The sequence below is a fragment of the Streptomyces sp. SID5469 genome (assembly GCF_009862865.1).
Lineage (GTDB): Bacteria > Actinomycetota > Actinomycetes > Streptomycetales > Streptomycetaceae > Streptomyces > Streptomyces avermitilis.
In genome coordinates, this window is the sequence record NZ_WWIN01000001.1 from 1,002,284 (window position 1) to 1,023,133 (window position 20,850).

Sequence of the window (20,850 nt, forward strand, 5' to 3'; positions counted from 1 at the left end):
CCTTCACTGTCGCAGCTGCCAGGGTGTCGGCGGGCCATCGCGGTCGACGCGCCGCAAGGCGGCCAACCGCCGGGCCAGGTCGCGGGGGCGCGGGTACTCGAAGACCTCGTGGACGGGGAAGTCCACGCCGAGCGCGGCGGAGATACGGCCGTGCACCCGGGTCACCACCAGGGAGTGGGCGCCCAGGTCGAAGACGTTGACGTCCGGCGCCACGTCGGGGGCGGCCAGGGCGGCCGCCCAGGCGGCACACACGGCGGCCTCGATCTCGGCCGGGGAAGCGGCATCCGGGAGGCGTTGCGCATGGCGCTCCTCGGCCAGCCGCTCGAGGGCGGCCTCGTCGAGCTTGCCGTTGGCGGTGGTGGGCAGCCGCTCCAGGAGGACCCCCTGCTCGGGGAGCATGGCGGGGGGCAGCCGTGCGGCGACGTGATCCCGGACGGCCCCGAGGTCGATGCCGGTGCCGACCAGGTAGGCGACCAGCCGAGCCGGGGTGCCGATGACGCGTACTTCCGCGGACACGACACCCGGTGCGCTCCGCAGCGTTCGCTCTATCTCACCGAGTTCGGCCCGGTGCCCGCGGATCTTCACCTGGCGGTCCGCGCGTCCGACGACCACGAAGACACCGTCGTGTCGTGCGTACGCGAGGTCCCCGGTGCGATAGAGGACCTCGTCCGTGTCCTGGCACCTGACGAAGCGTTCCGCGGTCAATTCCGGTCGCCGCAGGTAGCCGTCGGCGACACCGGGGCCACCGATGCGGATCTCGCCCAAAGCGCCGACCGGTACCGGACGACCCTGTTCATCGACCAGGTCGATCCGGGCGGCCGCGGTGGCGCTGCCGACGGGAACCAACCGCGGCGGCTCCGCTCCTTCGGGCGGGCGGGGTATTTCGTACATCAGGCAGTTCACCGTGGCTTCGGTGGGCCCGTACCCGTTGAACAGCCGGCAGTCGGGGGCCGCCAGAACGCGCATGCCTTCCGCGGTCACCCCCTTGAGCACTTCACCACCCAGGAGGACGAGTCGCAGATCGGGCAACGGCTCGCCCGCGGCAATGAGTTCATCGGCGAACGACGGGGTGGTGAACAACACCGAGACACGTTCGCGGCGCAGGAAGCGGGCATAGGCCCGGGCGCTGAGCCGGTCCTCCTGACCGGGCACCACGACGCAGCCGCCGAACGGCAGGAAGGTGAAGAGTTCCTGAAGCCCGAAGTCGAAGCCGAGGGAGAGTGTCTGTGCCACCCGCGCCCACGGGCCCAGTTGCCAGGTGTCGGCGCACCAGGCGATGAGCCGGCCGATCTGCTCGTGTCGGATGAGGACGCCCTTGGGCCGACCGGTCGAGCCGCTGGTGTAGACGGTGAAGGCCGCGGCGTCGGGGATCTCCGGTACGTGCGAGCGCGAAGGCCCTGGGGCGTGCTCGTCCCCATCCGCTACGGCGTCCAGGACGACGACCTCGATGGCGGGCTGCGCGACTGCCGCGAGGCGGGCGGCACGGTCGGCCTGATCGGCGGAGGCGATCAGGGCCGCCGGTCGACAGTCCTCCACCATGTGCCGCAGTCGCTCGTCGGGGAAGTCGACAGGCAATGGCAGGACGCCGAGTCCCGCCTCCCACGCCCCGTACAGGGCGACGACGAAGTCGGCCGGAGACGTGATCAGCAAACCGGCCTGTTGCCGCGCCAAGGCCGCGGCGGTCGAGTCCTGCTCGGCGCGGACGGATGTGCCGGCGAAGGCGGTCATGCGGTCAGCTCCTTCCGTCGTCGACGAGGCGCAGCGCGTGGGCGACCCGTTCGACCTGCCGGGTGAACTCGGCGTGGCTCCACACCTGGTGGGGCCCCTGGATCGCGGGCGCACCGGGTGTGTGCTCGGCCACCGCCCTGACCCGCTGAAGCAGCGAAGGCTCCAAGGGCGGGGTCGCGCACCGTCCGATGCGTTCGAGGAGTGCGGCGTCGTGGTCGGACAGGACGGTGAGGTCGGCGAGCCGCGCCCCGTAGGTCCGCTCCGACGCGGCGAGTGCCGCGCAGAACGTGTCGAGCACCGCACGGGCGGTCCGTTCGGTGAACAGGTCGGCGGCGTAGTCCAGCGTGAGGTGGAGACCTTCGGGACCGGGCGTGACCACCAGGTCCAGGTCGTAGCGGCAGCTACGCCTCTCGATGGGGACGGTTCTCAACACGAGTGTGTCAAGGGCGAGTTCGGTCTCGCTGCCGGACAGTGCCTCCAGCAGGCCCCTCACGTCCGGCAGTGGGTTCTCCTGGTAGGTGATGAGCGTCTCGACCAGCGGTGTGCGGCCGGGTTCGCGGTCGGGACGGACGGCCTCAACGGCGCGGGCCAGCGGATACAGACCGGCGTCCATGCCGGCGGTGAGCTGGGCGCGGGCTGCGGCGACCAACGGTTCCAGGAGCCGGTCCGGCTCGACGTCGAGGGCCAGGGGGACCGTGTTCGTGCACAAACCGCCGATGGCCCCGTGGCGCCCGCCGGTGCGGCCGGTCACCGGCACACCCACCACAACGGGCGCCGGCGTGCCGTAGCGCCGCAAGGTGGCGGCCCACAACACGGCCAGGAGGCTGACCGGGTCCTGACCCGCCGGCCCGGGGACGGCAGGGGCGGGCACCCGCGCCTCGACCCGGGCACCCCGGCTGCCGCGGACGGCGGTGCGGGGGAAGTCGGTGCGCACGCCGAGCGACGCGGCGCGGCGTGGCAGCACCTCGCGCAGGAAGGCGTCGCGCTCGCCGGCTTCCTCGGAGTCGAGGTAGGCCCGTTGTTCTCGCACGTACGCGTCGTACGACCCCGGCTCGGGCAGGCGCACCGGGCGCCCGGCGATCAGGGCGGAGTAGGCGGATCCGAGGTCACGGAGCACCAAGGACAGCGACCACAGATCGGTGACCAAGTGATGCACCACGACCTGGTAGACACGCCGCGTCGGGGTCTGCCACCGATACAGGCGCAGCAGTGGTCCTTGCTCGGGGTCAAAGGGCAGCGCGGCCGCCTCGGACAGCTGCTGCGCCAGCCTGTCCTCGGCGACGGGCACCGGCGTCAGGGCGAGGGCATCGCGCATGCGCCGGGTGGACACGGGTTCTCGGCGTCCGTCGGCCCCGGACGACGTGAAGCGGACGTGCAGCTCCGGTTGGTGCTCCAGGGCCGTGCGCAGGGCCTGTTCGAACAGATCGTGGTCGGTGCCCGGACCGGGCTCGCAGGCGAAGGAGATGGTGTAGGCGTCGCTGTCGGGGGCGAGCATGTGCAGGAACAGCAGGGATTCCTGAGCCTTGGACAGCGCGCCGGAGGCCTCGTCGCCTGCCCGGACCGGCGCCGGTTCGGCGGTGCCGACCCGCTCCATCAGGCCCGCGACGGTGGCGCCTTCCAAGAGGTCGCGGACGGGGATGTCCACGCCGGCGTGGCGCGCGATCAGTTCCGTCAGCCGTACGGCGCCCAGCGAGTCGAGGCCGTGCAGGGTGAGCGGCCGATCGTCGCCGACACCCGTGCCGAGCACCTCCCGCACGGCCCGGCGTACAGCGGCTGTGGGGGCCGTGTCGCCCGGAGTGGGGCCCCGGCCGTGGTCGAAGCGGTGGTCGGCGTAGTCACCCGCCAGGTACCGGGTGCGGCACTCGCCGCGTCTCAGCTTGCCGCTGGTGGTCTTGGGCACAGTGCCTCGGGGCACCCCGACGATCTCGTGCGGGGCCAGGCCGAAGGACGTGGCGATGGCACCGGCGATCCGCGCCCGGTCGTCGTCGGTCAGGCTTTGTCCCGGGCGCAGTTCCGCGACGATCACCACGCCCTGGTCGTCCGGTGCGGCGAACGCGGCAACGCAACCGGGGCGCACCGCGGGGCAGAGGTCGACGACGAGCCGTTCGATGTCCTGGGGGTGGTGATTGCGGCCCCGAACGATGATGACGTCCTTGATGCGGCCCGTGACGTGGAGTTCGCCGTCCTGGAGAAAGCCGAGGTCACCGGTGCGCAGCCACTTCTTGTCGCTGCCGCTGACGTTCGCGGCGAACACCTCGGAGGTCAGGTCGGGCCGATTCCAGTACCCGGCCGCGACGGCCGGCCCGTGCACCAGGATCTCCCCCACTTCCCCCGCGGGCAGCGGCGTGCCGTCCGCCCCGCCGACGGCGACCTCGCAGTCACGCGGCACTCCACAGGTGACGACTTCCTCCCCCTCACGGCAGATGCGGGTGCTCGCGCCCGCGCCCACGGGCACCGAGGTCACCAACAACGTGGATTCCGCCAGCCCGTAGCAAGGAACGAAAGCGTCGTCCCTGAACCCTGCCGGGGCGAGCGCCTCGGCGAAGCGGCGGAGCGTGTTGGTGGATACGGGTTCGGCACCGCTGTAGGCGGTCCGCCAGCCGCTGAGATCGAGGCCGGCGGGCAGTCCGTCGCGGTCGACGGTGCGGGCCACGAGTTCGTACGCGAAGTCGGGGGCGCCGCTGGTGGTCACCCCGTACGTGTGCACGGCGGCGGGCCATGCCGTCGGGTTGCGGATGAAGTCGATCGGCGAGGCCAGGTAGGCGTGGCACCCGGTGTGCAGGGGGTGAAGGATGTTTCCGATCAGGCCCATGTCGTGATACGCGGGCAGCCAGCTCAGCACGACGCTGTCCGCGGTGTGCCGGAACGCGTCGCGGATGGCGGTCAGGTTCGCCGTGAGATTGCCGTGCGTCACCATGACGCCGCGCGGTTCGGCGGTGGAGCCCGAGGTGTACTGCAGGAAGGCCAGCGTGTCGGGGGCCGGGGACTCGCTCGGGACATATCGGTCCTCGCCGGTGCGCCACAACGCCGGGGTGGCGAGCGCATCCGCCACGTACTCGGCCATGCCCGCGTCGGAGGTCCAGGTCACCCGGGAACCGCTGTCCTGCTGGATGCGGCGTACCTTGGCGCGGTCCTCCGCGGTGTCGAGCAGGGGGTACACGGGGACCGGGACGCATCCGGCGTACAGGCAGCCGACGAATGAGGTGACGAAGTCGAGTCCGGGCGGCTGGACCAGCAGGACGCGGTCGCCTGGGGCGGCTTCGGCGAGCAGCGCGGCGGCCACCGCGGCCGCCGCGTCGTCGAGTTCGGCACACGTGCGTGAGTCGGTGCGGTCCTTGAGGTCGGTGAGCCAGGACAGCGCGACGGCTGTGCCCTCTCGCTCGGCGCGCGCCCGTATCGCTCCGACGAGGTCGAGCGGGGTCGATGTGCGTGTCAACCGGGTCTCCCTCATCGTTCACCTGCTCGGGCACGGGGGTCGGGTCGCTCGTCGGGCCCCGTCGGCCCCTCGCCACCGGCCCCGGATCGGTCCAGGTAGGCGGCCAGGTCGCGCAGGCGTGGGTTCTCGAACACGGCGACCAGGGGGACTCGCCGGCCCCGTGCGCGACGCAGCCGTCCGGCCAGGCGGATGGCCAACAGCGACTGGCCGCCGAGTTGGAAGAAGTCGTCCGTCGCGCCGACGGGCCGGACACCGAGGACGTCCGACCACACTTCGGCGAGCATGATCTCGGTGGCGCTCTGCGGCGGGACATGGTCCGGACGCTCGCGTTCGGGGTCAAGGCCGTGGTCCGCGGGTGGTGGCAGCGCGGCTCGGTCGGCCTTGCCCGCGGCGGTGGTGGGGATGCGATCCACGGGCACGATCGCGGACGGGATCATGTAGGGCGGCAGATGTGCGCGGGCGACACGGTGCAGTTCGGCCGCGCCGGGCCCCCCGCGACCGGGGACGTAGTGGACGGCGATACCGCGCCCGCCCGGACAGTCGTCCCGCACCGAGGCGATCACCTGGTGGGCGTCCGTCTCCCGGGACAACACGCCCTCGATCTCGCCGAGTTCGATGCGGTAGCCCCGCAGCTTGACCTGCCCGTCGGTGCGCCCGAGGTACTCCAGCCCATCCGGTCCCGGCCGGGCCACATCGCCTGTGCGGTACATGCGCGAGCCGTCCGCGGCGAACGGGTCGGCGACGAAACGCCGGGCGGTCAGGCCGGCCCGGGCGTGGTAGCCGCGGGCAACTCCCGTGCCGGCCACGTATATCTCGCCGGTCTCGCCCTGACGCACCGGCCGCAGCAGGGCGTCGAGGACGTACACCCGTACGCCGGGGAGCGGGGCTCCGATGTGTGGCTGCGGCGCGTCGGCCACGGGCGCGGAAGTCGCGTCGACCGTGCACTCCGTGGGGCCGTACAGGTTCACGGGGATCACCCCGCCGGCGGCGGCCAGGTCGCGCAGCCTGGTCCACAGGGAGGGGACGATGGCCTCGCCTCCGATGAGCAACCGCAGGGGGGTGCGGCCTGGGGCGGGGCTGAAGTGGTCGAGGAGCGGCGCGAGGTGGGAGGGAGTGATGTCCAGGTCGGTCAGGGAGTGGGCGTCGATGGCGGCGGCGAGTTCCGCCGGGTCCGATCGGGTCTTCTCGCCCAGCAGGACGAGGGTGTCGCCGCGGAACAGCCGCAGCCACTGCTGGACGGACGCGTCGAAGGAGATGCTCGCGTTCCAGCCCACGCGGCCCGGGGGCGTTCCCGTGAGCATGCCGCGCTCCAGGGCGTCCAACAGTCGGGGCAGGGATCCGTGTTGGACGGCCACGCTCTTGGGGCGCCCCGTCGAGCCCGAGGTGTAGAGCGTGTACGCGAGGCCGGCGGGGTGCTGCGGGAGCGCCCGCAGATCCCCGGAGGTCGTGGAGGGCACGGAGAGCCGCTCCACGCGCAGCGCCCGTGCATCCGACCCCGTGGGCAGGCGGCCCACCGTGGTGGAGTCCACCAGGACGAGGAGCGCCCCGCTGTCCCTGAGCGTGTAGGAGAGCCGTTCACTCGGGTGGGCGGGGTCGAGCGGGAGATAGGCGGCGCCCGACTTCAGGATGCCGAGCAGCCCGACGACGAGTCCCGTGCCGCGGCCCAGACACAGTCCGACCACGGTCTCGGGGCCCGCGCCGCGGGCCGCGAGGGCGGCGGCGACGGCATCGGATCGGCGGTCGAGTTCGGCGAAGGAGAGGCGTCCGTCCTCCGCGACGACGGCGGTACGGTCCGGGAAGCGGACCACGCATGCCTCGAACCGCTCGTGCAAGGAAGCCCGGTTGTCCGGCTGTGTCCGGGGCTGCGTTCCAGGCGGTGGGGAGTACGCGGAGGGGACCTGGTCGACCGTCGCGGCAACGGACGCCGAATCAGTCATGATGCTCGCACTCCTTTCCGAAGGTGGCCCGGGTCGGCGTGGATGGTTCAGAAGCGAAAGCGAGCCGGTGCCGAGTCGAGCGCGCCCACGGCGGCTGCGAACTGCCGCTCCAGCGAACGCAGTTGGGAGGTGCCGTCCGATCCGCCGGTGTCGCGGACGCGCATGATCTGCTCGGAGAGCTGCAGGATCGGGGTCAGCTCGCCGACGCCGACGCCTTTGCCCGCGAGGTAGGGCAGCGACCAGAAGTCGAAGTCGTACAGCGGGAGCCAGGTGGAGCCGGTGACCCTGTCGAACATGGAATCGGTCAGGTCGGCCGCCTCGCTCGAGGTCATCGTGGCGTGGCTCCAGCTGTAGCCCTCGCCCTCGATGCCGAGCGCCTCCTTGTTCTGGTAGACGGGCGAGCGGGGGTTGGCCCACCAGGCCTGCGCCCTCCAGAAGGTCGGCTTCGTCTCGTTGAGGAAGTCGACGGTGTTGCTCACCGTGCGGGCGTTCTCACCGGGAAACCCGACGATGATGGAGGCGAAGGTGGTGATGTCACGTTCGTTGAGCCGTTCGAGCCCGACGCGGTACTGGCTGTCCTGAGCGAGCTTGTGCATGTTGGCGAGAATCTCGGTGTCGCCGGATTCGATTCCCAGGAACACCCCGGAGCAGCCGCTCTCGGCGGCCAGGTCGAACGCTTCCTCGTCCCGGGCGTTGGAGCATCGGAAGTAGGAGTACCACCGCAGCCCGAGGTCCTCCTCGATCATCATGCGGCAGATTTCCTTGAACCGCTTGGGCGGTACGTTGAAGGTGTCGTCGACGAACACGATGTTCTTGACACCGAGTTCCGCCATGGCGCGCAGCTCCTTGCGCACGGTGTCCACGGACGCCGCCGCCAACGCACCGGCCCTTGAGGGGTAGTCGCAGAAGCTGCACTTGAAGGCGCAGCTTCGGGCGGTGCGCAACTGGGCGGTGACACCTATCAGTTCCGGGGAGAAGCCCGACCAGTCGATGGAGCTGTCGTCGAGATCGTTGCTCTCCGGACGGCGCCGGGTCAGTTGCCACATGCCGTCCGTGCAGTGGATGACGTTGTCGACGGCGGAGATGTCCCGCCCTTCCTTGAGGGCCAGGGCGAGCCTCGCGAGGGTGGTCTCTCCTTGTGATTCCTGCACGTACGAGTCGGCACCCATCGCGTCGAAGAGGTCTTGGACGGTGCCGGTGATGCCGTTCAGGCACAGGTTGTCGACGAGGGGGCCGCCGATCACGATGTGGCTGTCGGGCGAGTGCTCCCGGATGAACTCCACGATGGGCACGACCGGAAGGATGTTGACGTAGAACGTGGTGGTGACCGCCACCACCGTGGGCCGCTGCGCCAGCAGGTCCGCGAGTCGATCGCGCTCGCCGCTGTAGAGCGACACCGGTTCGGCGCTCACGCCGCGCCGGCGAAGAAAGCTGGTCAGATACAGCGCCGCGAGGTTGAAGACCTCTCCGACGTGATAGCGGTCGTGCCGTCCGGTGACGCGATTGCGCAGGGTGCTGAAGGCGTCCATCCACGGCATCGGTCGCCCGTCGACGACCAGATGCTCCTTACGGAAGATCTGGGACTCCGGTGAACTGGGGCCCGCCCGTTCACTCATGACCCGATAGTCGTCGAAGTTTCCCTCGTTGTAGCCGATGACCACGCAGTCGAGGCCGGCCATGCGATGCACACCCCCGCAGTTCGGTCGGGGCCCACGGACGAATCCGTCGCCTTCCCGGGCGCGGTGCCGGGAACGGATGGACCGTACGCGGGGCCGGTTGTACGGGAGTTACGCGCCCGGCGCCCCGCGAGATTTCGCCATTGGGCCGGATGGCGTCACCTGTCTACGCTTGATGATCACTAGAAGGTCCCGTGCCTGCTGCTGCATCCTCGTTGAATGGGGAGCGCAACCCTCGCACTCGCCGGTGGCGGCCCTCGGGGTGCGCCGGCACCCGCTGCGCTGGCGGCGTACCCCGTCACCGGCGACGATCGGGCGCGTGCTCGGGGCCATTGCCGGCGACGCCCTGGACGCAGCGGTGGGGCCTACCTCGCCGACCGGCACCGCGTGGCCACCGCCCCGGCGGGCCTGCGGGTCATCGCGGTGGACGGCAAGGCGCACACCCACTCCGGCACCGGGCACGGCCGGCGGGAATCGCGCGCGATCAAGACCTGCTCGATCGCGGACCGCCTCGGCGGCATCGCCTTCGCGCACGCGAAACTCGCCCTGTGCGTCCACCGCCACCGAAGGCTCACCGGCAAACGCGAGACCCGCGAGAGCATCTACAGCGTGACCAGCCTCGATGCCCACCAGACCAGCCCAGCCGACCTCGCCGCAGCCATCCGCGGGCACTGGGGAGTGGAAAACTCCAGCCACCACATCAGAACGTCACCTTCGCCGAGGACTCCTCCACCGTCCACACCGGCACCGCACCCCGCGCCATGGCCGCCTTCCGCACCCCGCGCCATGGCCGCCTTCCGCAACCTCGCCATCGACGCCTTCAAGGCCTCGAAGCCGGCAACATCGCCAAGACCACCCGGACCATCCGCGACGAACCTGAACGAGCCCTCCGGATCCTGGGCATCACCTACAACCAGGACACCCATGGAACTTGATCAAGCCCTGCCCTGTTATAGATCCTTGCATTTGACATGGACACATGCGTAACCTCACTTCGGTCGCCGACTCGTACGAGCTTCCCAATTCCACGCCTGGTCACTACACGGACATCCTCGCCGAATTTCCACGTCCGCTTTCATCCGAGACCATCAGCTCCCCCCACTCTCGTCCCCCCATGAGGAGTCTTGCGCTCGATGGATCACGCGATCTCGGTTTACACCCTCGGAAGTTTCGAACTGGCCATTCACGGGAAACCCATCCAGCGATGGAAGGCGGGCAAGGCCCGCGATCTCTTCCAGTTCCTGTTACTGCGCCAAGGGCAAGTTGTCTCGCGGGAAACACTCCACGAGTCGCTGTGGCCGGGATCCTACTGGTCGGCGAATTCGAGTTCACTCAAAGTGGCGGTGCACACCCTGCGAAGAGTTCTGGCCAACTGCCAAGCACCGTCCGAGGAGACGAGCTCGCCGTCGCTGCGCCTGGTCACTCGCCAGACCGGCTACACCTTGCAGGCCAGGGGGGTCTGGGTGGACTCCGAGGTCTTCGACGACCTGGTCGACCAAGGACACCGTGCCGAGTCGGCCGGGGCCCATCGCGAGGCGAGCCAACACTACCGGGCGGCCGCCGAACTGTACGGGGGGGACTTCCTGGCAGGATCCCCCATGGAATGGGCCAATGTCCACAGGGAATGGCTCCGAAGTCGATTCCTCTATGTTCTCCAGCGGTTGGCCGAAACCAGTCTTGTGGAAGACGATCCACTCTCGGTGATGCGCTATTGCCGTCGGATCCTTGAAATCGAGCCATACCGCGAGGAGAGCTATCGCATGCTGATGTACACGCATGCTCAGCTCGGGCAGCTCAATCAGGTTCGCCGCTGGTACGACATATGCACAACCCGCCTGCGCGAAGACCTACAAGCCGCCCCGGAACCCGCGACCAGGCTCACCTATTCCCGTGCCATGCACGGCCAACTCAACGCGCACAGCTGGGACTCCATCAACTACCCCACCCACACGGCAGCCCACTGAAATCGGCCGACCAAAGCCTGGCCGCCACCGAATCGCCTTACACTCTCCGCATGATCAGAGAGGCGTATCTGCAGGGGGCCGCGGCCGCCGCCGATCTCATGGGCCGTCCGTCCGTGGCCGCCGCATGGAACGAGCCAAGCGTCCTTCCCGGGTACCGCGTCGCCGGCCTGTGCGGCCATCTCGCGCGCAACATCGTGCTCGTCGAGCCGCTGCTCGCCGCCCCTGCCGGCGGCGCGCACCCCATCCCTCTCCTCGATCACTACACCGGCGACGACTGGCTGGACGCGGACCCTCAGAGTGGGGAGCATCTCGCGATCCGCGAGCGGGGCAAGAAGGCGGCGGCCGACGGCCCCGAGAGTCTGGCAGAGCGCGTGTCCGGCGCCGTGAGCCGGCTGAATCGGGCCATCCCCGCGCAGCCCGCGGATCGGGTCGTCGACCTGCCCGGTATGTGGAGCCTGACGCTCGACGACTTCCTGCTGACCCGCCTGGTCGAGGTGGTGGTCCACTGCGACGATGTGGCGGTGAGCGTCGGCGTGCCGACCCCCGAACTGCCAACCGCGTACTACGAGGAGACGATCGCTCTCCTGTCGCGGCTCGCGATGCGCCGGCACGGGCCGATTGCCCTGGTCCGGGCGCTCAGCCGGAGCGAGCGGGCGCCCGGCACGATCTCCGCCTTCTGACTGCGGCGGTGGTCACCTGGGCGGCCCGCACCCCACGCCGCTCAGTCACCGCGCCGGTTGGTCCATGGCCGCGGCGAGACTGCGCGGACGCATGTCCACCCACTGCTCCTCGACGTACTCCACACACGACGCGTGCCCCGCCGGCCCGTGCACCGTGCTCCAGCCCTTCGGCACGTCGAGGTCCGCGGGCCACAGCGAGTGCTGCCCCTCCTCGTTGCACAGGACGAGGTAGGTGCCGTCGGTGTCGTCGAACGGGTTGCTCATCACAGTCCTCCATGTGTCGTGGTCATCCCGGCCGCGTCGAGCGAACCGGGTCGTGTGGCGCCGCCCAGGCGGGCCGCCGACACCGGCCCGATGCGGGCGAGCGCCTGGCTGTTCCTCATCTCGCCGTCCCGAGGAATTCCACAAGGCCGTCCACCGACTCGCTGTCGAAAAGATCGATCAGCTCGAGGTTCAGACCCAGTTCCGCGCTGAGCCGGCGTACGAGCTGCGCACCCAGGAGTGAACTGCCGCCCATGGCGAAGAAGTTGGCCGAGCAGTCGACCTCCGGCAGACCCAGGACCTCCGCCCACACGGCCGCGATGCGGCCGTGCAGTTCCGTGCGCGGCGCGACCGAAGGCGTGGCATCGCTCGACGGCACGCGGTGCGGCACGTTCTCCGGGCGCCTCGATGGCTTCGTCCCCGCGGCGGGCAGCGACATCGCCGCCTCGGCGAGCCGGGCGAGAGTCGAGTCGGGAGTCGCGACGGCGGCGTCCAGTATCTCGACATAAGCCCGGGCGACGCCGTCCATGGTAGTGGCGTCGAACAGGTCCGTGGCATAGCGCAGGTTCAGGATGTGTTGCCCGTCCGCCTCCTCCCGCACCTCGGCCAGGAGGTCGAACTCGGTGGTGACCTCGCTGCGGTGCAGCAACCGCTCGCTCACCTCCGTCACGTCCACGCCGATCAGACGCAGAGGCTCGCTTTCGGGCACGTACTGGAAGGCGACTTGATACAGCGGGTGGCGACTGCTGTCGCGCGCCGGGTTGATCCGGTCGACGACGTGGTGGAAGGGAGCGTCCCCGTGCTCGAACGCGCTCGAAAGGTCCGTGCGGACCGCGACGAGCAGTTCGGACAGGGTCAACCCCGGGTCGCAGTCCGCGACCAGGACCACGGAATTGACGAAGTAGCCCAGCAGGTTCTCGAGCTCCGGCTCGCCCCGCCCCGCCAGCGGCGTGCCGACCACAGCCCGAGGCTCGTCCGCCCACCGTGCCAACAGGACGTCGAAGACGGCCAGGTGGACCACGAACGGGGAGACCGAGGCGGTGCGGGCCAACTTCGTCACACCACGGACCGCGGCAGCGGGGATCGGGATCTGGCAGAAGGCCGCCGTGAAGCGGCGCAGAGCGGGCCTTGGCCGGTCGGTGGGCAGTTCCGGCGCGCGCACATCCCGCAGCCGTTGCGCCCAGTGCTCGACGGAGGCCTCCAGGGCGGGGGACGCCTCCTCGCGCTGCCACCAGGCGAAGTCCGCGTACTGCGCGGTGAGTTCGGGCAGTTGGGGCCGCCTTCCCTGGACCTCCGCGGCGTACAGTTCGGACAGTTCTCGCCGCAGCAGGACGTCCGAGTCGCCGTCCCAGACGATGTGGTGCGTCACCAGCACCAAGGTGTGCCGCCTTGCTGCGAGCCGGAACAGCACGCCGCGCAGCAAGGGCGGGGACGACAGGTCGAACGGCTTCTCCAACAGTCCTGCCAGGTCGCCGGCGATGGCGTTGTCCTGCTCCTGTCCGTCCCGGTCGCGCAGATCGACGCGCCGCAGCTCGAAGGGCGCGCAGCCACGGATCACCTGCTCGGGTCGTCCGTCCACCGGGACCAGTGCGGATCGCAGCAACTCGTGCCGGTCGACGAGCGCGGTCAACGCCCGCTGCAGGGCTTGTGGGTCGAGCGGGCCGGTCAGCTCCCAGCCGGCGAGCATCACGTACGCCGACAGGCCGGGAACGAGTTCCTCGGCGAGCCAGAGCGCTTCCTGACCGAACGACAGCGGTGCGTTGTCTTCCATCGTCAGCTCCTTCGCGAAAGGTCTTCCGCCAGGGCGCGCCGGTCCGTCTTGCCGTTGGTGTTCAGCGGCAGCCGGTCCAGGCAGACGACGCGTCCGGGGAGCATGTGATCCGGCAGTACGGCGGCCAACTCCTTGCGCAGCCGGTCCAGGAGCGCCTCGTTTTGCCTGTCGTCCGCAGCGTCCCGGAGGTCGGCGGCCTGCTCGGTGACGACGACGCACGCGGCCAGGGCCGGTTCCCCTCGCGCCGTGCTCTGGACGACCGCGGCCGCGTCGCCGATCCAGGGCACGGCCCGCAGGGCGTGGTCGATCTCGCCCAACTCGATCCGGAAGCCTCGGATCTTGACCTGGTCGTCTTGGCGTCCGACGTAGTGCAGTTGCCCGGCCTCGTCCGTGTGGGCGAGGTCTCCGGTGCGATACCAGCGGCCCGGTCTGTCGGGCAGCTGGAGGAAGCGCTCGGCGGTCAGTTCGGGCATGTCGACATAGCCGCGTGCCACCTGGCTGCCGCCGATGAGGATCTCCCCGGTGCGGCCAGGCGCGACCGGCCTCAGTTCCTCGTCCAGGACGACGGCCGGGCTGTGGTCGTAGGCCGTGCCGATGGGGGTGGCCGATGCGGCCCGGGTCACTTCCTCGGCCGTCAACCGCTTGAACGTGTTGTAGACCGTGGTCTCGGTGATGCCGTAGACGTTGCACCATGCGGGCTGCGGTCCGGGCTGGGATCGCGTCCAGGACTGGATGGCCCGGTAGTTGAGTGCCTCGCCGCAGAAGGTGACATTGCGCAGCGGCAGGTTCACCGCCTCCTCCTCCACGACTTCGGCGAGGTGGTGGAAGACGCTGGGCACGATGTGGAGTCGTGTCACCCGGTGGCGCAGCAGCAGCTCGGCCAGGGATTCGGGGTCCTGTTGGGCGGCGCGTGGAACCGCGACCAAGGTGGCGCCGATGGCCACCGCCGCCCACATCTCCCACACGCTGACGTCGAATCCGTGGGCGTGTTGCAGGGGCCACACCTCGCGGTCGGCGAAGTCGAACAGCGGCAGGGCGCCGGCGAGCATCGCGAGGACGTTGGCGTGGGTCACCTCCACGCCCTTGGGCACGCCGGTGGAGCCGGAGGTATACATCACGTACGCGACGGACCCCGATCCGGGCACGGTGTCGTCGGCGGCGGCACCGGCGAAAGGCCCGGGGATCAGGTCGTCGCCGTCGACGTGCAGCATGGTCAGCGCCGCGATGTCGGGTGCGGCACGACCGGACTCGTCGCAGACGACCACGTGCAGCCCGGCGTTGTCGACGATGTGGCGCAGCCGCCGGGACGGATGCGCGGCGTCGAGGGGGACGTAGGCGCAGCCGGCGCGCATCAGGGCCGCGGACGCCACCAGGGCCAAGGGCCCGCGGGCCACGCTCAGGCCGACCCGGTCACCGGGCCGGATCCCCACCGCACGCACTCTGGCGGCCAAGGCGTCGACACATCGGTCGAGCTCGGCATAGGTCAGGCGCACAGGGCCCGCGGACAACGCCGGGCGTTCGACGAACTGTCGGGCGGAGTGGCGCAGGACATCGCTCAGCGTGCGAAGGGACGATCCGAGCGGTGCGGTGTTCACAGGGTCCTCCCTGTCGGGGTGCGGAGCGACCCAGGCCCGCGTACGCCGTCGCCGTACGGCGTGTCCTCGCGCATCGGCAGGGGGTGCGTCTTGCCCTGTGTCCAACGGGCGATGTGGTCGAGGTCTACGGGGCCGGTGCCGGCGGGGCTTCCAGGGATGGTCAGCAGACCGTCCTCGGGACGGGCAGGTGCGACGACCAGGCGCATGGCCGCGCCGAAGTCGGGTTGTGTGACCCGCAGGCTCTCCGGGCAACCGGACAGTCCGACGCCGCGTTCACCCGCGTGGCCTCCCGGCGGGCCGCCGTGGACCGGCGCACCGCCCAGGGGTGTCGGCGCGAGGGCGTTCACGCTCCCCCAACGGGTGGGCTCGGCGCTGCCGGTGCGCTTGGTCAGCAGTGTCTTGGCGCTGCCGAGCATGCCCACCACCAACGCGGCCGGCCCGGGCCAAGGCTTCGGCACCATGTCCGCGGCCAAGGCGTCGAGGAGTCGACGCAGAGGCCGTTCGTGGCCGTTGTAGCAGTAGGTGAAGGCCTCGTCGTACCGCCGGCAGGGACGGGTCAGGGCGGCGAACAGCTCCTCGCGCAGCAGTTCCCGGAACAACACGAGCAGGGCGAGACCGTACTCGTCGTGGTGCGAGGTGCCGCGCCAGGCCAGGACCTCGTCGCGCAGAGCGCGCAGCGGCACGGGAGCGCGCTCGGGCGTGTATCGAAGCGCCAGGTCGCGGTAGTACGCGTACAGCTCGGCGTCCACATCGAGTTGCAGCGCGCCGCAGCGAGCCTCGTCGTGGGGTCCGCCCGCGGCGAGCGCCGCGGCGGCGCGGCGGGACCGGGTGCCGGGGAAGAAGTTCCAGCCGAGGCCCGCGGTTCGACCGGCCGCGTCCCCGTTGTTGCAGCTGATCACGTGTCCGCTCGGTGGTGTCACCAGCCGCGGCAGCTCGTGGGGGGCGAGGCGTGGCGTCGGCCACGGGTCCCGTTCCGAGTCGGAGAAGCCGCGTGGTCCCCCCGCACGCCTCGGATGGCGGCCCGTCACGGTCCAGGCGACGTCGGCCGCCGTGTCCGCGAGAACGGCGTTCAGGGGAGGCATGCCGCAGTCGTTCAGCAGGTCGGCCGCCGCGGCGACGTTCGCGCTCTCGTACAGTCCGACGAGGGCGAAGTCGAGTGCCGTGGGGTCGGTGAGGTTCGCGCTCAACACCAGCGGTCGGCCGCGCAGTTGGTCGACGACCGGGCCCCACCGGGTCTCGCGTACTTCCACCTCGACGTCGTCACCGCCCATGACGCTGACGCGTTCCCGCCGGACGGTGAAAGGCCGGTCGCGGCCCTCGTGCCGATATGTGCCGGGGGTGCTGCCCGGGGTCAGCTCCCGCAACTCGCAGGTGTCGGCCGGGAGCCGGGTGAATCCCCAGGCGATTCGACCGTTGGTACCGGCGACGATCGCGGGCAGGCCGGGTACGGTCACGCCGGTGACACCGGTGTCCCCGACGACGAGCCGGGCGGCGTACATCAGCGACGGGCTGGTCAGCTCCAGGTGCATGTCGTTGGCGAGGACGGCGGTGTCTCCGTCGGTGACGGCCCAGGCGTTGCTGCCGATCGGGCGGCCGTCCGAGACCACCAACGGTCCGGCAGGGCCGGGCGGTTCGGCCATGAGAGCCTTCAACTCGGCGACCGGCAGGGCGGATCGGCACACATCGGGCACCGTGCCGTCGATGCCGACGGCGAACTCGTCCTGCGGGTCGAGCAGGAAGTCCACGACGGCCGCTGGCAGCGTCCGTCGCATCACCTCGACCATGCGGACGTCCTGTCCGTCCGACGAGAGCGCTTGGAACACCCCCTGTGTGACCGCGATGCAGTCCACCGGTGTCCACGCACCGCCCGGGCCGTTCGGTGCGGCGGCGTTGACGCCGTCCGCGTACGCCCGCAGAGTGTGCCGCTGCGACATGGGCAGCAATTCCCAGCAGGCGCGGGCGACGTGCGCGAGCCCCAAGACGCGCTGCCGCACGTCGGCCTGCACGGCTTGAGGACCGAGTACTTCGGCGAGCCGTCCGTGGCTGCGGCGTCGCATGAAGTCCATTTGTTCGCGGCGGTGTCGGGCGACCGTCCATCCGAGGCCGAACGCGGCGGCCGTCCAACTGGGCGCGGTCACGACCGGCCGGTCGAGTGCGTCGGAGGCGACTTCGACGATGCCGTCCGGGGTGCGTAGCCGAGCGGGTGCGGTGGCATTCATCGCGGCACCGCCGCAGGGGACGGTGCGACGGTCGCGTCAGGCGCTTCGGCGAACAGTCGCAGGGTGTCCACGAGGGCGCTCAGGACCGCGTCCGGCCTCTGGGGGTCTGCGGGATCTTCCGTGTGTTCGACGGTGATCCTCAGTGTTCCGGTGTCGTGGGCGAACAGGGTGACGCTCAGCCGCGGGCCGAGCGCGGAGGGCACCAGGAGGTCTCCGTGGTCGTACAGCGGCGACATCCGCAGGGCGGATTCGGCGGGGGCCCGGTATGGCCGGTCGAAGGCGACCACCGCGTCCACCAGGTCGTCGGGGCACAGCCCCACTGCGGCGCAGGGTGGCCCGAGCAGGTCGTCCAGTGGGCTGTCGGCGCACCGGCGAGCCTCGGCGAGCTGGGCCTGCGTGGCCCGCACGATGTCGCGCGGTGTCGCGCCATCGGGCACCGGTACGGCGAGCAGTGTGCTGTTCGCGAAGGGCCCGACGGTGCGCTCGTGGGCGGCGTGCGCTCGGTTGTCGAGCAGGGTGCCGATGCCGACGTGCCGGCGGCCCAGGAGAGCGGCAAGTGCGGTGGCGACGGCGGCGGTCGCCACGACGAAGTCGGTGGCGCCCTCGGTGCCGGCCCATGCGTGCAGCCCGTGCAGCACGGAGGTGTCCAGTTCGGCACCGCGGCGCACATACCGCATGCCGCGCGGAGCGGGTTCCGCGGCGGCGGCCAGGTCTGCTGCGAGATCACGAGCCACGCGCGTCCAGTGGCGGCGGGAGTCGGCCGCCATGTCACCCTGTCGGCCTCCGCGGTGCAGGGCGTAGTCGATGTGGGTGAGGGCGTCGCTGTTGTCCATGTGGACACGGCCTTCGGTGACCAACTGCGTGTAGGCCTCGGCGAGGTCGTCGAGGAGGACCGTTTGTGACACGCCGTCGACGGCCAGGTGGTGGAGATGCAGCACGAGCAGGTCGGCCGCATGACGGCGGCGGAACAGCTGGGCGCGCAGCAGGTTGCCCCGCATGAGGTCGAACGGCTTGAGGTGCGCGAGGCGTACGTCCTTGAGGATGGCCGCGTCCTCGGCCTGCCCTTCGATGCTCACGGGCATGTCCCGCTCCACCAGTTCGACGTCGGCGGGCGCCCAAGGTGGAACGATCACCTGCTGGTGTGCGCCGCCTCCGTCGGGCGTGGGGAAGGCCAGGCGCAGCGCGCCGTGCCGAGTGAGCAACGCGTGCAGCGCGAGCCGCAGGGCAGCGCCGTCGACGGGCGAATCCAGGGCGACGGGCACGACGATGCTGTGGACCGGTGAGGGCCCGAGGGCATCCTCGATGCGCAGCAGCCGCTCCTGCTGGGGCGACACCGGACCTGTGACGCGGCCCGAGGTGCGCGGCCGTTCGTCGGCGGGGGCCGAGTCCTCGCCGAGCGCGGCGATCGTTCGAGTGACGAAGTCGGCGAAGACCGGATGATCGAAGATGAGTCCGGCGGGCAGATCGGCGTCAAGTGCCTTGCGCATGCGGGACATCAGACGGGTGGCGAGCATCGAGTGGCCACCGAGCGCGAAGAAGTGTGCGTCGTCGTCGACGTCGGGGACGTGCAGGAGGTCCTGCCAGAATCGGCGGGCGAAGTCGGCCACCGTACGGGCGTCGCGTCGCCCGTGCGGCACGGGGCCTGTGTCCATCAGCGTCTCTCCCTCCTCGTTTCCCACGGGTTCAGCGCTCTTTGTGTGCCAGTGCGGTGCGCAGCGCGGCCCGCACCAGCGCGATGACCGTCGGCTGGTCCTCCTCGATGAACAGATGACCGCCGTCCAGGTCGAGTCGGCGCAGGGGCTGCTGCGTTTCGCGGGCCCAGCCGGCCATCACCTCGGGTCCGGCCTCGGGGTCGTCGCGCCCCGCCAAGGCGACGATGGGCGTGGACAGGACGGGGCCGGGCGTGTGGCGATAGCGGTCGGCCAGCGCGAAGTCGGATCGCAGCATCGGAAGCAGCAGGGAAAGCATCTCCTCGTTGTCGAGGATGGCCTGGGGAGTCGCCCCCATCTCTCGCAGCAGAGCGATGAACTCCTCGTCCGGCAGGGTGTGTTTGGGGGACAGCGCCCCGCACTCACGCGGCGGTGCGCAGGCCGCGACGATGAGGAGGAGCGGAGGGCGGCCTCGTCGGGCCAGGCCCCGCGCGACCTCGAAGGCCAGGAGTGCGCCCAGGCTGTACCCGAACAGTGCCAGCGGCAGGTCCTTCTGCAGCGGGGCGGTGGCCTCGGCCACGTCGTCGGCGATCCGGTGCAGGTCGTGCTCGAGCGGCTCGCCCCACCGATGGGCCCTGCCCGGCAGGCACAGCGGGAGCACGTCCGCGGTGCCCGCGAGTGCCTTGTCCCAGGTGCGGTACATGACGGGTGAGCCCCCCGCGTAGGGCAGGCACAGCAGGCGTACGGCGCAGTCGCCGGGGGCGGGAGGGGCGGGGAACCACAGGCCCGTCGCGGTGGCCGAGCCGTGGTGGGTGTCGTCACGCGTAGGCACGGGACTGCCTCTCGTAGAGGTCTCGGTAGATGCCGTCGTGCTCGGCCATCAGGTGGTCTTGGACGCCGAGTTGCGCGATGCGCCTTCCGGTCGACGACGACGATCAGGTCGGCGAGGCGTGCGGTGGACAACCGGTGCGAGGAGAACAGTGTGATGCCGTTGGACTGCGCGACAATCTGCCGGGCGGCCCGGACGTAGGCGGTCAGCAGCACGTCCTCGGCCAAGGGAGCGATCGCCGCGGTGGGTTCGTCCAGGACGAGCAGGCACGGCGCGGTACGCATTCTGGCCCGGGCCGGTGCGACGCGCTGCGACGCTCGCGGCCGTGGGGCGGTCGTGCGTCGGCTGTATCCGGGCATCCGTCTCGACGCGTGCACGGACCGGTTCCCCTGTACGACCGGCCACAGCGCCTCCCATTGGTCGTCGTCGAGCAGGAACGCCTCGCGAGCGAAGTCCTGACAGGACCGTACGGGTGCGCGGTTAGGCCCTAGTTACGTGGTTCGCGTGCCCCGTGCGCCGCGGTCACTGCCCCTTGAGGCCCGCCACGACAGGCGCGAACGGCCCGGCCGCCGCGGCGGGCACCGTGACACAGTCGAATCCCCAGCGCTCACGTCGGGCCCGAAGAATGTCGCGGGACCTGGGCCGCGATGCCCACCAGGAAGCAGGCCTGGCGGGCATCAGTGGGTGACGCGGATCGTTGTTGAGTACGTACGTCCCGACGACAAGGTCGTCCGCCACCTCCGCGGCGGCCGCCACCGTAGGCACGGGTGCCAGCCGCTGGTCCACGTGGTCGCTGACGAGCAGTGCGTCGTACCCCAAGTCCACTGCCTGGCGGGCGAGTTCACGCCGCTCCCCCGTCGGTCGCATCACCGTCGCTGACCAGTGCGAACTGAAAACCCCGAGGTTGCGACAGCTGTCCCCTCGTTCGTCCGTGACAGTCGATCGACGCCCTCCACGGGCGGCAGCGAACCGATGATGCCCGTGCACGGACCTCGCCGCGATACCCCTCCTCAAGAGGATCTCTCGTTGCTACGGTGACGTCGCTCACCGCGCATCACGAGGACTTCCCCGTCGTTCCCGCGGAAAGGACGGAACCGCCGTTGAA

General features: G+C 70.5%; 14 protein-coding genes. 3 read left to right on the forward strand and 11 right to left on the reverse strand.

Translation table 11 applies throughout. From position 1 onward, the window contains the following. Positions 1-3: 3 nt before the first annotated feature. From GTY58_RS04520 to GTY58_RS04535, 4 genes are read right to left on the reverse strand one after another with little or no spacing between them, the layout of a single operon-like run. Complete coding sequence (locus GTY58_RS04520) at positions 4-1,728, reverse strand: non-ribosomal peptide synthetase (protein WP_010982284.1); 1,725 nt, start codon at positions 1,726-1,728, stop codon at positions 4-6. A 4-nt stretch (positions 1,729-1,732) separates the two neighbouring features. Next, a complete protein-coding gene (locus GTY58_RS04525) occupies positions 1,733-5,164 on the reverse strand; it encodes an AMP-binding protein (protein ID WP_037650664.1) in 3,432 nt (1,143 codons plus the stop codon). Positions 5,165-5,175: 11 nt separating this feature from the next. Next, positions 5,176-7,101: a non-ribosomal peptide synthetase gene (locus GTY58_RS04530; protein WP_010982286.1), complete on the reverse strand. Its 1,926-nt coding sequence runs from the start codon at positions 7,099-7,101 to the stop codon at positions 5,176-5,178. 47 nt (positions 7,102-7,148) lie between these two features. After that, positions 7,149-8,780: a PhpK family radical SAM P-methyltransferase gene (locus GTY58_RS04535; RefSeq protein ID WP_010982287.1), complete on the reverse strand. Its 1,632-nt coding sequence runs from the start codon at positions 8,778-8,780 to the stop codon at positions 7,149-7,151. A gap of 384 nt (positions 8,781-9,164) precedes the next feature. On the opposite strand from GTY58_RS04535, the gene GTY58_RS39465 reads away from it, so the two are divergent. From GTY58_RS39465 to GTY58_RS04545, 3 genes are all read left to right on the forward strand, one after another. Continuing rightward, entirely contained in the window at positions 9,165-9,764 is a 600-nt protein-coding gene (locus GTY58_RS39465; RefSeq protein ID WP_162604337.1) for a hypothetical protein, read from the forward strand. 146 nt (positions 9,765-9,910) lie between these two features. Continuing rightward, positions 9,911-10,741 (forward strand): BTAD domain-containing putative transcriptional regulator, encoded by an 831-nt coding sequence (locus tag GTY58_RS04540; RefSeq protein ID WP_048894533.1) that lies wholly within the window; start codon positions 9,911-9,913, stop codon positions 10,739-10,741. Positions 10,742-10,791: 50 nt separating this feature from the next. After that, positions 10,792-11,421 carry a maleylpyruvate isomerase N-terminal domain-containing protein gene (locus GTY58_RS04545; RefSeq protein ID WP_037650673.1) on the forward strand — a complete coding sequence of 210 codons (630 nt, stop codon included), beginning with the start codon at positions 10,792-10,794 and terminating at the stop codon, positions 11,419-11,421. A 45-nt stretch (positions 11,422-11,466) separates the two neighbouring features. Here the strand turns inward: GTY58_RS04545 and GTY58_RS04550 are convergent, their stop codons facing one another. From GTY58_RS04550 to GTY58_RS04580, 7 genes are all read right to left on the reverse strand, one after another. Beyond that, on the reverse strand, positions 11,467-11,685 hold the full coding sequence (locus GTY58_RS04550) for an MbtH family protein (RefSeq protein WP_010982289.1): 219 nt from the start codon (positions 11,683-11,685) through the stop codon (positions 11,467-11,469). A 115-nt stretch (positions 11,686-11,800) separates the two neighbouring features. Next, positions 11,801-13,453, reverse strand: coding sequence for a condensation domain-containing protein (locus GTY58_RS04555; RefSeq protein WP_010982290.1), 1,653 nt, complete (start codon positions 13,451-13,453; stop codon positions 11,801-11,803). A 2-nt stretch (positions 13,454-13,455) separates the two neighbouring features. After that, positions 13,456-15,048, reverse strand: coding sequence for an amino acid adenylation domain-containing protein (locus tag GTY58_RS04560; RefSeq protein ID WP_010982291.1), 1,593 nt, complete (start codon positions 15,046-15,048; stop codon positions 13,456-13,458). Continuing rightward, positions 15,045-17,267, reverse strand: a complete 2,223-nt coding sequence (locus GTY58_RS04565) for a penicillin acylase family protein (RefSeq protein ID WP_010982292.1) — start codon at positions 17,265-17,267, stop codon at positions 15,045-15,047. The genes GTY58_RS04560 and GTY58_RS04565 overlap by 4 nt, the downstream gene beginning before the upstream one ends. Next, positions 17,264-18,919 carry a condensation domain-containing protein gene (locus GTY58_RS04570; RefSeq protein ID WP_010982293.1) on the reverse strand — a complete coding sequence of 552 codons (1,656 nt, stop codon included), beginning with the start codon at positions 18,917-18,919 and terminating at the stop codon, positions 17,264-17,266. The genes GTY58_RS04565 and GTY58_RS04570 overlap by 4 nt, the downstream gene beginning before the upstream one ends. A gap of 31 nt (positions 18,920-18,950) precedes the next feature. Then, on the reverse strand, positions 18,951-19,748 hold the full coding sequence (locus GTY58_RS04575) for an alpha/beta fold hydrolase (protein WP_010982294.1): 798 nt from the start codon (positions 19,746-19,748) through the stop codon (positions 18,951-18,953). Positions 19,749-20,267: 519 nt separating this feature from the next. Beyond that, positions 20,268-20,615 (reverse strand): LLM class flavin-dependent oxidoreductase, encoded by a 348-nt coding sequence (locus GTY58_RS04580; protein ID WP_107083223.1) that lies wholly within the window; start codon positions 20,613-20,615, stop codon positions 20,268-20,270. Positions 20,616-20,850: the final 235 nt, after the last annotated feature.

Coding starts and splice junctions, on each gene's coding strand:
- GTY58_RS04520 (WP_010982284.1), bottom strand. CDS start 1,728: ATGACCGCCTTCGCCGGCACATCCGTCCGCGCCGAGCAGGACTCGACC.
- GTY58_RS04555 (WP_010982290.1), bottom strand. CDS start 13,453: ATGGAAGACAACGCACCGCTGTCGTTCGGTCAGGAAGCGCTCTGGCTC.
- GTY58_RS04540 (WP_048894533.1), top strand. CDS start 9,911: ATGGATCACGCGATCTCGGTTTACACCCTCGGAAGTTTCGAACTGGCC.
- GTY58_RS04550 (WP_010982289.1), bottom strand. CDS start 11,685: ATGAGCAACCCGTTCGACGACACCGACGGCACCTACCTCGTCCTGTGC.
- GTY58_RS04570 (WP_010982293.1), bottom strand. CDS start 18,919: ATGGACACAGGCCCCGTGCCGCACGGGCGACGCGACGCCCGTACGGTG.
- GTY58_RS04565 (WP_010982292.1), bottom strand. CDS start 17,267: ATGAATGCCACCGCACCCGCTCGGCTACGCACCCCGGACGGCATCGTC.
- GTY58_RS04530 (WP_010982286.1), bottom strand. CDS start 7,101: ATGACTGATTCGGCGTCCGTTGCCGCGACGGTCGACCAGGTCCCCTCC.
- GTY58_RS04535 (WP_010982287.1), bottom strand. CDS start 8,780: ATGGCCGGCCTCGACTGCGTGGTCATCGGCTACAACGAGGGAAACTTC.
- GTY58_RS04545 (WP_037650673.1), top strand. CDS start 10,792: ATGATCAGAGAGGCGTATCTGCAGGGGGCCGCGGCCGCCGCCGATCTC.